General features: G+C 35.2%; 13 protein-coding genes. 6 read left to right on the forward strand and 7 right to left on the reverse strand.

Translation table 11 applies throughout. From position 1 onward, the window contains the following. Window positions 1-110: 110 nt before the first annotated feature. Window positions 111-1,289: a D-alanyl-D-alanine carboxypeptidase family protein gene (locus BCER98_RS14030; protein ID WP_012095233.1), complete on the reverse strand. Its 1,179-nt coding sequence runs from the start codon at window positions 1,287-1,289 to the stop codon at window positions 111-113. Window positions 1,290-1,455: 166 nt separating this feature from the next. Between BCER98_RS14030 and BCER98_RS14035 the strand changes: the two genes are divergently transcribed. From BCER98_RS14035 to BCER98_RS14050, 4 genes are all read left to right on the forward strand, one after another. Continuing rightward, complete coding sequence (locus BCER98_RS14035; RefSeq protein WP_012095234.1) at window positions 1,456-1,875, forward strand: GntR family transcriptional regulator; 420 nt, start codon at window positions 1,456-1,458, stop codon at window positions 1,873-1,875. Continuing rightward, a complete protein-coding gene (locus BCER98_RS14040) occupies window positions 1,841-2,722 on the forward strand; it encodes an ABC transporter ATP-binding protein (RefSeq protein WP_012095235.1) in 882 nt (293 codons plus the stop codon). Before BCER98_RS14035 ends, BCER98_RS14040 begins: the two co-directional genes overlap by 35 nt. Continuing rightward, the gene (locus BCER98_RS14045; protein WP_012095236.1) at window positions 2,712-3,797 is read left to right on the forward strand and encodes an ABC-2 transporter permease; all 1,086 of its coding nucleotides are present in this window, start codon (window positions 2,712-2,714) and stop codon (window positions 3,795-3,797) included. Before BCER98_RS14040 ends, BCER98_RS14045 begins: the two co-directional genes overlap by 11 nt. Before the next feature lie 149 nt (window positions 3,798-3,946). Next, the gene (locus BCER98_RS14050) at window positions 3,947-5,011 is read left to right on the forward strand and encodes an ABC transporter permease subunit (RefSeq protein WP_012095237.1); all 1,065 of its coding nucleotides are present in this window, start codon (window positions 3,947-3,949) and stop codon (window positions 5,009-5,011) included. A 138-nt stretch (window positions 5,012-5,149) separates the two neighbouring features. On the opposite strand, the gene BCER98_RS14055 is transcribed toward BCER98_RS14050, so the two are convergent. Further along, window positions 5,150-5,695, reverse strand: a complete 546-nt coding sequence (locus BCER98_RS14055) for a hypothetical protein (protein ID WP_041809975.1) — start codon at window positions 5,693-5,695, stop codon at window positions 5,150-5,152. A 100-nt stretch (window positions 5,696-5,795) separates the two neighbouring features. Next, a complete protein-coding gene (locus BCER98_RS14060; RefSeq protein ID WP_012095239.1) occupies window positions 5,796-6,215 on the reverse strand; it encodes a MarR family winged helix-turn-helix transcriptional regulator in 420 nt (139 codons plus the stop codon). A 159-nt stretch (window positions 6,216-6,374) separates the two neighbouring features. Between BCER98_RS14060 and BCER98_RS14065 the strand changes: the two genes are divergently transcribed. Beyond that, entirely contained in the window at window positions 6,375-7,046 is a 672-nt protein-coding gene (locus BCER98_RS14065; RefSeq protein ID WP_012095240.1) for an SIMPL domain-containing protein, read from the forward strand. A gap of 136 nt (window positions 7,047-7,182) precedes the next feature. Continuing rightward, window positions 7,183-8,472, forward strand: a complete 1,290-nt coding sequence (locus BCER98_RS14070; protein WP_012095241.1) for an NCS2 family permease — start codon at window positions 7,183-7,185, stop codon at window positions 8,470-8,472. 31 nt (window positions 8,473-8,503) lie between these two features. Here the strand turns inward: BCER98_RS14070 and corA are convergent, their stop codons facing one another. The 4 genes from corA to deoB form a co-directional block, all read right to left on the reverse strand. Beyond that, window positions 8,504-9,466, reverse strand: coding sequence for a magnesium/cobalt transporter CorA (gene corA, locus BCER98_RS14075; RefSeq protein ID WP_041810530.1), 963 nt, complete (start codon window positions 9,464-9,466; stop codon window positions 8,504-8,506). 62 nt (window positions 9,467-9,528) lie between these two features. Next, complete coding sequence (locus BCER98_RS14080) at window positions 9,529-10,833, reverse strand: pyrimidine-nucleoside phosphorylase (protein ID WP_012095243.1); 1,305 nt, start codon at window positions 10,831-10,833, stop codon at window positions 9,529-9,531. Window positions 10,834-10,840: 7 nt separating this feature from the next. Beyond that, entirely contained in the window at window positions 10,841-11,662 is an 822-nt protein-coding gene (locus BCER98_RS14085) for a purine-nucleoside phosphorylase (protein WP_012095244.1), read from the reverse strand. A gap of 12 nt (window positions 11,663-11,674) precedes the next feature. Next, a complete protein-coding gene (gene deoB, locus BCER98_RS14090; RefSeq protein WP_041809978.1) occupies window positions 11,675-12,859 on the reverse strand; it encodes a phosphopentomutase in 1,185 nt (394 codons plus the stop codon). Window positions 12,860-13,008: the final 149 nt, after the last annotated feature.

Genomic DNA, 13,008 nt, shown 5'->3' on the forward strand with positions numbered 1-13,008 from the left:
GAATCCTTCCTCATGACAAAAGAAGTACTATTTCGCCATAATGTGTAGATTTTGTGCCATTATTCTACGTATTTCCTCTATTCTGATCGAATCACACAAAAGATTGACTACTATTTTGATGTTGAAAATATCCCAAAACTTCTTTTAAAAAGTTCCCACCAACTTGCTGCGTCGACATCTTCTTTTGCCACAATGGTCTGTTTTAATAACACTTCTCTATCTTTTGTAATTACAAGCGTACCAAGTGCATCCCCTTTTTTAATCGGCGCTTTCACTTTCTTTTCAGCAATAATTTCTTTCTTGATCTTGTCCATATCTTCGCCCTTTTTCATCAGAAGGGAAACATTATCAGCTGCAACTAAATCCACTTTTTCTTTTTTTCCTTTTCCTACTTGTACGGTCTGAATCTTTTCCCCGCGCTTATATAACTTCTTCGTTGTATATTGTCCAAAAGCATAATCAAGAAGCTTTGTCACTTGACTATTTCTCTCTTTCGATGTAGGCGCTCCCATTACAACAGAAATAACACGCATGCCATTTTTTTCTGCCGATGCTGTTAAACAATACTTCGCTTCTGTCGTAAATCCAGTTTTCACTCCATCTACTCCTGGGTAAAAACGAACTAATTTATTTGTATTAACAAGCCAAAACTTTTTATCCGTGTTTTCACGTAAATAATCCTCATACTTTCCGGTATATTTACGAATAAGCGGATATTTCATTAATTCTTTCGCTATAATTGCCATATCAATTGCTGTCGAATAATGATTCTTTGCAGGAAGGCCTGTTGGATTTTGAAAATGTGTATTTTTTAAACCTAGTTCCTTCGCTCTTTTATTCATCATGTTGACAAATCCTTCTTCTGACCCAGCAATATGCTCAGCAACTGCAACAGAAGCATCATTTCCTGATGCAATTGCAATACCTTTTAGCATCTCATTTACTGTCATTTCTTCACCAGGTTCAAGAAAAATTTGCGATCCTCCCATTGAAGCCGCATGCTCACTCGTTCTTACTTTATCTTCTAGCTTTAATTTTCCTTTTTCTACTTGTTCCATAATAAGTAACATTGTCATAATCTTTGTCATACTAGCAGGTGGTAATTTTTCATTTGGGTTCTTTTCAAATAAAACTTTACCTGTATCTTGCTCAATTACGATCGCTGACGAGGCTTGCTCTGCTAACTTCGGCTTTGTTTCTTCTATTGCTTTCTCCGATTTTGCAAAACTAACTGAAGTATGAGAAAGCAATAACATACAACAAACAAGTATTCCAAAAACTCGCTTCATGACTAACCCTCCATTCTATATCAATCCTATTTTTTCCAGTTTACATATGTTTCATACCATATTTTTCTATCATTTTCTGTTGACAAATTATTTTATTGTATATATTGTATTAAGTGTACTACACAAACTAGTACACTAGACACTCATCAGGAAGGAGACATTGCTCTTGCATATTCAACTTGATCCAAGAAGCAGCACTCCGATATGGGAACAAATTGTTCAAAATATAAAAGAACTCATATTAAAAAACATATTATCTCCAAACGAGAAACTCCCTTCTGTACGCGAACTCGCTTCTTTACTTATTGTGAACCCAAATACAGTGAGTAAAGCATACCAAGACTTAGAGCGACAAGGAATTATTGAAACATTACGTGGAAAAGGAACATTTGTCTCCCAATCGATTACACCAATATTAGACGAAAGGAAACTCACTATGGTTGAAAAGCAATTCCAACAATTATTATTAGAGGCTTCTTACCTTGGGATTACGAAAGAAAAAATTCATGATTGGATTGATGCTTATTATAAGGAGTTAGGAGGGAATACAAATGTTAACAGTGAAAAATGTGAAAAAAACAATTGATAATCAAGTTATTTTAGAGAATATATCTTTTACTGTATCAAAAGGAAGTATCGTTGGATTACTCGGCCGAAACGGAGTGGGGAAAACAACTTTACTTCGAATGTTAGTTGGAATTTTAAACCCTGACGAAGGAACCGTTACATATGAAAAAGTAGATGTTCATAAACAACCAGAAATCAAACAAAAAGTGGCCTATGTACCTGATTCAACGAATATTTTAAACGGATATACAGTAAAAGAAATTGTGAAGTTTTACAAAGCAGTCTATAAAGCATTTGATGAACAATATTTCTACGAACTATTAGAGCGCTTTCACTTGCCAAACAAACGGATTCGCAGTTATTCAAAAGGAATGAAAGCTTTACTAGCTATCATTTTAGCTTTTGCTTCAAAAGTTGACTATATCATTTTAGATGAACCAACAAATGGATTGGATCCTATTGTAAAAAAACAAATTTTACAATTTCTTGTTGAAGAAGTGGCAGAGAAAGAAATGACGATTTTGATTTCTACTCACCATTTAGATGAAGTTGAAAAAATTGCTGATACAATTATCATCTTAAAAAATCATACCATTTCTTCGATTACCGCATTAGATGATGCAAAAGCACGATATGCGAAAATCCAAGTTGCTTATGAGCGGTCCCTTCCTCAAAAACTAGAAAACTTAAGCAATATTAAAATATTAAATCAAACCGGAAAGGTATATACCATTTTAATAGAGGGAAACGTAGCTGCAACTCTTGAGAAATTTTATAAAGAGCAGCCACTTCTTATTGAAGAATTGGCCATGTCGCTTGAAGATATATTTGTTACGACATTTGAGGAGGATGTTTATGTTTCATAAAGCTTTATGGATGCGAAATTGGAAGCAAGGGAAATATGTTGTTCTATTGTTTTGGTTAAGTAGTTTGTATCTGCTACCATACGGATATTATAAGGCAGCACAACTAGAATTCCACCTTTCAAAAGCAAAAATCAATGACCATATTTATTATTACTCTTACTATTTTGACACTTTTGATACCCTCTTTAAACAAGGAATCATTATCAGTATACTGGCATGTCTATTAATTGGATGGGAACGAAACAATCAATCCACTGATTTTCTATTCTCCATGCCTTTTAAGCGAAAAAATATCTTTTTAACAAAATGGTTGTTTGGCGTTTTGCATATTATTATCGTACATATTATTTGTTGGCTAGCTATGTATGGAATCAAACATCTATCGTTTCATAACGAATATCAAACTTTCACTCCGTTTCATAGTTATTTTTTATATGCTACAGTTGTACTCATTGCTATTTATACGTTCACTCTATTTATCGGAACCATTACTGGAAATATTTTTGCTCAAAGTAGTTTAACTGCCATTTTATTATTTTTACCTTATGGTTTAAGTTTATTGATTTCTGGATTTATTTACACACATACACAAGGAGCAGTAGAAGCATTAAGAGAAATCGAATCTCAGACTCACACATATTTACGACATATGAGTATCGTTTCTCCATTAGAGCCTTTTTCTATTAATTATGATTACCATCCGATTGAAATATTTGATGACGAAGGAAATAAAGTTTCTAGTGTACAACAGAACAATCCTATAGAATATATTTCCATACCTTCTCTTTGGACATTATTAACACCACTTGCATACATGATTATCTTTTTATCAATGGCAGTTGTTCTATATACGTACTCGCCGAACGAACAAAATGGAAAAATACTATTATTTCCTAACTTACAAAAATGGTTCGTCCTTTGTACCGTTCTATGTTTTGGACTGCTTGGGGGCAGAATATTAGGAGGGCGAGATGCACTTCTTTCCTATTATATTGGTTTTCTCCTAGCTGCTATTATAAGCTATGTTCTTTTTACTCGTCTATTAAAATGGAAGTTTTTCCTCAATGGAAAATAAAGTAAAAATTTAATCAGTGAATTTTTTCTTCATCTTTACTGATTAACAGCCCTCACCAATCGGACGAGTACAAGCATCAATGCTTCTTCCTTGTATCCCTGTCTTACTATCTTAACATAGTGTGATAAAGATGAATTGAGGTGAAATATATGTTTCAAAAAGCATTATGGATACGAAATTACAAACAAGGAAAATATGTAATCTGGCTATTTTGGCTCAGTACTTTATACATATTTCCTTATAAATATTATATACGTGCAGAACAGATAGCTAAATATTTCCATTTAAAAAAATCTGATCCTTATTATATGTATTCTTTACATGGAGCTGAGCCTATACTGTTTCCGGCGCTTCTATTAATAGGATTAGCCATTCTCTTAATAGGCTGGGAACGAAACAATCAAACAATTGATTTCCTTTGTTCTATGCCCTTTAAGCGCTCACACTTATTTTTATCAAAATGGTTGCTAGGTATTGTGCATATTGTAGGTGCGCTAATCTTTAGTTGGCTTCTTATGTATATTATATACAAGAACACGATACATGCTCACTATCAATCCTTTTCACCATTTCATGTATACTTTTCTTATGTAATTATGACGCTAATTGCAATTTATACGTTTACGCTCTTTATTGGGACGATTACAGGAAATGTGATTTCACAGAGTGTTTTAAGTTGTATTATGATTATTTTTCCTTTATGTATCTTTCAGTTAGTGTTTCCTTTCTTTGCATTACATGTAAATTTATCACCAAAGGAATTTAATGATATTTATGCTAAATATGCAACGTATACAAAAAATACGAGTATAATAGCTCCTCTAGAATATTTTCATATTGAATACGACTATGATTCACAGAGAGATTCTTTTGAAGATGGATTCGGAAACAGACAAACGGGACCTACTTATCATCAAATCCCGCCCGTTTGGACACTTTTAAGCCCTGCTATCTATATACTTATTTGTCTTCCATTAGGTGTTTATTTATATAGACGTGCTCCAAACGAACATAACGGAAAAATACTCCTATATCCAAAGCTTCATAAATATTTCTTAATCTGTACTTCTCTTTGTTTTGCGCTTCTTGGTGCTGATGCTTTTGGCAGTGAATCTCCACCGTCTTACTATATGTATTTTATGGGATCTGGTCTATTAGCATATGTTATGTTACATCGACTGTTAAAACATAAACTTTCTTTATACGTAAAATAAAAAATTATTTATTAAATAGCAGTTGCTGAAAAAATGATATCATGACAAAAAATATGTTATAAATTATTTAATTCTTATATGCACGAAATAAAAAGGCATTGTTTGCGTACAATGCCTTTTTTAATATATATTAAGAGTCTATTTCACATTCTCCCTCCGATCCCCATACTCTTTTTCCTCTTTCATCCTAAATCCATCACCATTACGTATGATTTGCTCTGTTGGCGCGACTACACTTTCAGCAATTTTCCATTTCCCTTGCTCTTTGACAAAAACTTGTAGGAAATAATTCATGCCATTTAATTGATATGGATTTTCTTTTTTCACCTTGTAACGTACGGCGATATAGTATACCGCAATATTTTCTTTTCCAACCTTTGAAACATATTGAGATAATCTTGGGATATATGCTGCTGCTTTCTGAAATGATAATTTCTTTGCTTTCACTAGACTTGAACTTGTTACATTGTGCAGTGTGTCTTGATGACGAATATTGTCGCTATGATGAAATAATACCGCATTTTGCATAGAGCGAACCCATAATTTTGAATATAACACCGGATTATCATCTGCGATGTACTTTGTTCCTTTTTGCATAACTTGAAGAGGAGTATCCGCATACAACAGTGGGGGAAAGCAGAAAAAACTTCCGATCACAATGGCAAACGACATCATTTGCTTCATCATTTTTCCTCCGATACTTTTTAATTAAAGTATCGGAATTTCAAAATATTTTTATTCAAAAAAAAGAATAGGAAAGCTTCTGCTCCCTATCCTCAATTGATTATAATATGCGATCAAATAGTTCTAATACCATCTCTATTTCTTGGTCGCTCCAATCTTTAAATTTATCTCTATAGTATTCTTTACGTATCGCTTCGAGTTCTTCCGTTACTTCTCGTCCATGTTCTGTAATCTCTAAATATACAATACGACGATCTGAATTCGAACGTTTTCTCATTACAAATCCTTTTCGCACAAGACGATCTGTTACCGCTGTAATATGGCTGGATGTTACATTTACCTCATTCGCAATTTGCGAAGCCATTTGTGGACTCTTCAAAAATAATGCACGTAATACAGAGAATTCATTATATGGCATATGCTCTGAAAAACGTGTATTAATATCGGTTTGTAATAAACGTATCATCTTTCGAAATGATACTGATAAATCTAAAATCAACGCTTCTCTTTGTTCGTTCACTATCCTCGACCCTTTTTCATTATATTTATACATAATTATAATCTATAAACACCTATATTGTATACGATTTCTTTCTACCTCTGCTTCCTTCTGTAACTTTTTACATACAATTTTTAGATACCTTCCTTCATATACATATAAAAAGGACGGTGAAAAGAAATGCAAAGTGGAATGAACCATTATGTACCTAATCTTCGCCACCATAATGATGATAAAAAAGCAACAATTACTGTACAAGGTGAAGGGATTGTTAGCGTGAGACCAAATATTGTTACGTTAACAATTGGCGTTCGAACTGAGCATAAAAATGTAAAACAAGCACAAGAAGAAAATGCCACGCAATCTAGACAGCTCCTTGATGCCCTTAAAGCACTTGGCATTGCAGATCAAGACATCGAAACAATTTCCTATACCATTACACCCCAATATGAATATGTAAATGATAAAGCTTTGCTACAAGGATACCGCGTAGAACATTTGTATGAAATTACCGTTTTAAATGTACAAAAAGCTGGGGAAGTATATGATATAGCTGTAACAAACGGAGCAAATGTAGCAAAAGGATTACGTTTTCAACTTTCTCATCCACATCAATATTATCAACAAGCATTGCTGCAAGCTCTGCAACGTGCAGTAGAAAAAGCTCGCGCCATTGCGAGTACCTATAACTTAACTATTAATCCCGTCCCACTCTCGCTTACAGAAGAATCCGCACAACTACCGCGTGAAATGGTGTCTCACACTTCCTTACACGCGCAGGCAGCACCTCCAATTCAAACAGGACAATTAGAAATCATTTCTTCTGTTCGTGCTATTTTTACTTATTTATAAATGGATTTCACTTTTAAGTAAACGTTCTCATTTTATTTGTTGTAAAAACATGATGTTCTGATATAATAAAGGATGGTGAGCCCTGAATAAAAGGGATATCACGGGTGGGAGAGGGATATAAAAAAGAAGGTTTAACATGAAAGGAATACTTGAAAGAACATTTAAATTAGACCTACACCACACATCACCAAAACAAGAAATGTTAGCTGGCGTGACATCATTTTTTACAATCGTTTACATTGTGATTGTAAATGCATCTATTTTATCAGATGCCGGCATCCCACTTGAAGCGGGGATTTTGGCAACTGTTTTTAGTTCATTTGTCGGATGTCTTATGATGGCCTTTTGGGCAAACGCACCTGCAATTCTTGTACCAGGTATGGGGGTAAATGCATTCTTTACGTATACCACTGTTCATACGCTTGGATTAACTTGGCAAGAAGCGTTGGCAGCCGTTTTCATTGCTGGTCTAATTTTTGCCGTAGCTGCGTTTACACCAATTGCTCGTATACTATCTTTATCAATTCCAAAATCATTAAAAGAATCCATCACTGTTGGGATTGGTTTATTTCTTGCGTTTATTGGATTACAAAAAGGTGGTTTAGTCGTTTCGAATGCGAATACTACTGTTGCATTAGGTAAATTGAGCAGTCCAATTGTTCTTGCTACACTGCTTACTCTCATTGTAGCTCTTGTTCTATTTATTCGAAACGTACGTGGGAATTTTTTATGGACAATTGCAATTGGAACTGGCATTGCATGGCTATTCGGCCTTGTTGATACGAGTGAGGTAGGCAATAGCTCATTTTCATTTACGAATTACAGTAATGTATTTGGAGCCATGTCATTTGGAAAGCTTTCGTCCTTACCATTTTGGATTGCAACATTCTCTTTAAGCATGGTGCTCATTTTTGAAAATATGGGACTATTGCATGGATTATTGGAAGATAATCGTAAATTCCCACGTGCTTATCAAGCGAATGCCATTTCCGCAATGACATGTGGTCTATTTGGTACAAGTCCAACCGTTTCAACAGTAGAAGGTGCCGCAGGTATTACAGCAGGCGGAAAGACAGGTCTGACGTCTATCGTTACAGGGGTGTTATTCTTCGCATCGCTGTTTGCTCTTCCGTTTGTCCAACTCATTCCTGATAGTGCCATTGCACCTATCTTAATTATTATTGGTGGTCTGATGATTACAAGCATTCAAGAAATTCCTCTGGATGATTTTTCAGAAGGATTTCCAGCGTTTTTGATCATTGTTATGATCCCGCTCACATATAGTATCGCCGATGGCATTGCGTTCGGATTTATCGCTTACCCTATCTTAAAAGTTGCTCTTGGAAAGCGTAAAGACATCGCACCGTCTATGTACATCATTACATGTTTATTCTTAGCCATGTTCGTATTACATGCTATCGGCTAAAAACCACAGCTGGAGTTTCCAGCTGTGGTTTTTATTTAAACCATCCTTTTTTATAAAACCAAGCCATCATTCCGCCACCTATCAATGCCATAATAGCTAAACAAATAAAATAGCTATACTTCCCCTCTAATTCAGGCATATGTGTAAAGTTCATTCCATATACTCCTGCAATAAATGTTAATGGCATAAAGATTGTTGAGAATACTGTTAATGTTTTCATAATGTTATTCATATGATGTGAATTTAATGAAAAATAACTATCTCGAATATCTGCTGTTAATTCACGGCTCGTCTCAATCATTTCCGTAAGTTTAAGCAAATGATCATGTATATCTTTAAAATAAATTTCATGATCGCTTATACCGTAAAAGCGAGTTGAATTTAAAATGCGATATAATAAATCTCGCATTGGGATAATGGTTCGCCTTAATTTCGATAAGTCCGCACGAATTTCAAATACTTCTTCTAATACACATCCTGCTGTATCCCCTGTTAAATTATCATCGATTGCATTTAAATGATCCTCAATATAATATACAGGTGGGAAGTAATCATCAACGATTTGGTCAATAATTGTATGTGCTACATGGAGGGGACTTTTCTTAATACGCTTTCTTTCACCAAGTGTTTTCCACACTCTTTCAATGGCGTTATTATGTGAGAAATGAAATGAAACAATATAATGATCTCCAACAAACAAGTCGATTTCATGCGGTTCTAATCCTTCTTCTCCAAATGCATGAAGAACTAAAAAATTATATCCATCATAAAAATCAACTTTTGGCCTCTGTACATATTCAAGGCAATCTTCAATCGCAAGGGGATGGAATTTAAAATACTCTTGTAAAATATATGTATATTCCTCTTTCGTTGGTTTATATAGATCAAGCCAATACCACATAATATCTTCACGAGATGTTTCCTCTAGTGAAACATCATATAAAATCTCTTCTTTTTTCGTTATTGCACAAATTCTAATCATAATTTCACCCATTACTATTATAAACAAAAAGTAATAAAAAAAGCCAAGGAGAACTCTCCTCAGCTTTTCGCTTATTATTTCGTTACAATACCATGTACTAATGTAGGTGCTTTGACATGATTTTTTGTAATTTTTATATTCTCATAAATCTTCGTCTTCACATCTTCTACATTTTCACGGTTTGCATAAATTGTTACAAGCGATTCACCTTGTTTTACGCTATCGCCAACTTTTTTCCGAAGCATAAGGCCAACCGCTAAATCAATCTCAGATTCTTTCGTTGCACGTCCAGCACCTAAAAGCATTGCTGCTGTCCCGATTTCATCTGCCACAATCTCAGACACATATCCGTCTTCTTTTGCTTCAACTTCAATTTTATATTTAGCTTGTGGCAATTTAGAAGGGTCATCAATAACTGAAGCATCTCCGCCTTGCGCTGCTAAAAATAATTTAAATGTGTCTAACGCTTTTCCATTATTCATTACTTCAATAAGTTTATTACGTGCATCTTCTAAAGAAGATGCTTTACCAGCAAGGTATACCATTTGACTTCCAAGTGTTAAACATAGCTCTTCTAAATCTTTTGGACCTTTACCTTGCAATGTATCAATTGCTTCTTGTACTTCCAACGCGTTACCGATTGCTTCACCAAGCGGTTGACTCATATCCGAAATAACTGCCATTGTCTTACGGCCTACATTATTTCCAATACGCACCATTGCTTCTGCAAGACGTTTTGCATCTTCATCCGTTTTCATAAATGCACCCGCACCAGTTTTTACATCTAGAACGATCGCATCTGCACCTGCAGCAATTTTTTTACTCATAATAGAACTTGCGATAAGTGGTATAGAGTTTACCGTCGCTGTTACATCACGAAGTGCGTATAACTTCTTATCAGCAGGTGTTAAGTTCCCACTTTGTCCAATAACAGCAATTTTATTTTCATTTACAAGGCGAATAAACTCTTCATTTTCAATTTCCACATGGAATCCTGGCACAGCTTCTAATTTATCAATTGTACCACCAGTATGTCCTAAACCACGTCCAGACATTTTTGCAACTGGTACACCTAAAGCAGCTACTAACGGACCTAGTACAAGCGTAGTTGTATCCCCAACGCCACCTGTAGAATGCTTATCTACCTTTATCCCTTCAATTGCTGAGAGATCAATTGTATCACCGCTATTTACCATTGCCATTGTTAAATCAGCACGCTCTTGTTCATTCATATCTTGAAAGAAAATCGCCATTGCAAAAGAGCTCATTTGATAATCAGGAATATCACCGTTTGTAAATCCTTCAACAATAAAATTAATTTCTTCTGTTGTTAGCGCATGTCCATCACGTTTTTTGGCAATTAGGTCCACCATTCTCATAGTGAGCTCACCCCTTCATTTGTTTTACAATCGCTTTTACCAATGCTAAGAAGTTTGCTTTCACACGTTCTGTTGTTTCAATCACTTCATCATGATGAAGTGGCTGATCTAAAATACCAGCTGCCATATTTGAAATACAAGAAATTCCAAGTACTTTCATACCAGCATGACGCGCTACAATAACTTCTGGCACAGTTGACATTCCTACTGCATCTCCGCCTAATGTACGAAGCATACGAATCTCAGCAGGTGTTTCATATACTGGACCTGTCATCGCAACATATACACCTTCTTGTACTTTAATATTTAACTCTTCGGCAACTTGTTTCACCATTACACGTAGTTCTTTTGTGTAAGACTCAGACATATCTGGGAATCGCACACCCATTTCAGCGTCATTTGGTCCAATTAATGGGTTATGTCCCATAAAGTTAATATGATCTGAAATTAACATAAGATCGCCAGGTTCAAATGATGTATTTACACCGCCTGCTGCATTTGTTACAACGACTGTTTCTACACCTAGTTCTTTCATCACACGAACTGGGAACGTTACTTTTTGCATGTCATATCCTTCGTAATAATGGAAACGCCCTTGCATTGCAACTACTGTAACACCTTGAAGTGTACCAAATACAAGTTGTCCGGCATGTCCCTCTACCGTTGATACAGGAAATTCAGGAATTTCACTATATGGTACTTTCACTGCATTTTCAATTTCATCTGCTAGTACACCTAGTCCAGACCCAAGGATTAATCCAACCTTTGGTGTTTCTTGAAATTTCTCTTTTAAGTATGTTGCTGATTTTGTAATAAGTTCACGATTCATAAATATATCCTCCTATTTCTTTAATTCCTTTAAGAAACTTGTTCCGTATTCTGGCATGTTTACACCGAAGTTTTCTGCTACAGTTGCACCAATATCAGCGAATGTTTGGCGAAGTGGTAATTTCTGTCCGCCATCTTTCATGCTTGGGCTATACACTAATAATGGTACATATTCACGTGTATGATCTGTACCGTGGTGAATTGGATCGTTACCATGGTCTGCTGTAATGATTAATAAATCATCTTCTTTTAATTTTTCAAATACTTCTGGAAGGCGTGCATCGTATTCTTGTAATGCTTCTCCATACCCTTTTGGATCACGGCGATGGCCAAACATTGCATCAAAATCAACTAAATTTAAGAAGCTAAGACCTGTAAAATCCATATTCAATGTATCTATAAGTTTATCCATTCCGTCCATATTAGATTTTGTACGAAGCGCTTCTGTTACTCCTTCACCATCGTAAATATCAGAAATCTTTCCAATCGCAATTACATCATAATTATTATCTTGCAATTCATTCATAACTGTACGACCAAATGGTTTTAACGCATAGTCATGACGATTTGGTGTACGTGTAAAGTTTCCTGGTTCACCAACGAACGGACGTGCAATAACGCGGCCTACCATATACTTTTCATCCAATGTTAATTCACGTGCAATTTTACAAATGTTGTACAATTCTTCAAGCGGTACTACTTCTTCATGAGCCGCAATTTGTAATACGCTGTCGGCAGAAGTATATACAATTAAAGAGCCTGTTTCCATTTGTTCTTTGCCAAGTTCATCAAGAATAGCAGTTCCAGAAGCAGGCTTATTGCCAATAATTTTGCGTCCTGTTCTCGCCTCTAATTCATCAATTAATTCTTTTGGGAATCCTTCAGGGAATACTTGGAATGGTTTATCAATGTAAAGGCCCATAATTTCCCAATGACCTGTCATTGTATCTTTCCCGGTGGATTTTTCTTGCATTTTTGTATAGTAGCCAAGTGGATTTTCTACTTTAGAAATTCCTTTCATTTCACGAATATTTCCAAGTCCTAACTTCACCATATTTGGCATATTCAATCCATTCATATGCTCCGCAATATGTCCTAATGTATCAGCTCCTACATCGCCAAACTTTTCAGCATCTGGTGCTTCTCCGATTCCCACTGAATCCATTACGACTAGGAAAATACGTTTATATTTATGCATCATGACAACCTCCTATATGTTCAGTTCTACTTCTTGTAGTATGTTCAAAACGCTGTAAAGTGAAACTGTTACGAATGAGAATTCTCTCATTTGCTCAAGAATATAACTCATATTTTTCAGTCATTCTCTCACTCTGCTCATCTGATATA

The sequence above is a fragment of the Bacillus cytotoxicus NVH 391-98 genome (genome assembly GCF_000017425.1).
GTDB classification, from domain to species: domain Bacteria; phylum Bacillota; class Bacilli; order Bacillales; family Bacillaceae_G; genus Bacillus_A; species Bacillus_A cytotoxicus.

Bases quoted from the DNA above. Each gene is read 5' to 3' on its own strand.
- BCER98_RS14080 (WP_012095243.1), bottom strand. From the start codon at position 10,833: ATGAGAATGGTGGACCTAATTGCCAAAAAACGTGATGGACATGCGCTA.
- BCER98_RS14070 (WP_012095241.1), top strand. From the start codon at position 7,183: ATGAAAGGAATACTTGAAAGAACATTTAAATTAGACCTACACCACACA.
- corA (WP_041810530.1), bottom strand. From the start codon at position 9,466: ATGGGTGAAATTATGATTAGAATTTGTGCAATAACGAAAAAAGAAGAG.
- BCER98_RS14085 (WP_012095244.1), bottom strand. From the start codon at position 11,662: ATGAATCGTGAACTTATTACAAAATCAGCAACATACTTAAAAGAGAAA.
- BCER98_RS14030 (WP_012095233.1), bottom strand. From the start codon at position 1,289: ATGAAGCGAGTTTTTGGAATACTTGTTTGTTGTATGTTATTGCTTTCT.
- BCER98_RS14055 (WP_041809975.1), bottom strand. From the start codon at position 5,695: ATGAAGCAAATGATGTCGTTTGCCATTGTGATCGGAAGTTTTTTCTGC.
- BCER98_RS14040 (WP_012095235.1), top strand. From the start codon at position 1,841: ATGTTAACAGTGAAAAATGTGAAAAAAACAATTGATAATCAAGTTATT.
- BCER98_RS14065 (WP_012095240.1), top strand. From the start codon at position 6,375: ATGCAAAGTGGAATGAACCATTATGTACCTAATCTTCGCCACCATAAT.
- BCER98_RS14045 (WP_012095236.1), top strand. From the start codon at position 2,712: ATGTTTCATAAAGCTTTATGGATGCGAAATTGGAAGCAAGGGAAATAT.
- deoB (WP_041809978.1), bottom strand. From the start codon at position 12,859: ATGCATAAATATAAACGTATTTTCCTAGTCGTAATGGATTCAGTGGGA.
- BCER98_RS14050 (WP_012095237.1), top strand. From the start codon at position 3,947: ATGTTTCAAAAAGCATTATGGATACGAAATTACAAACAAGGAAAATAT.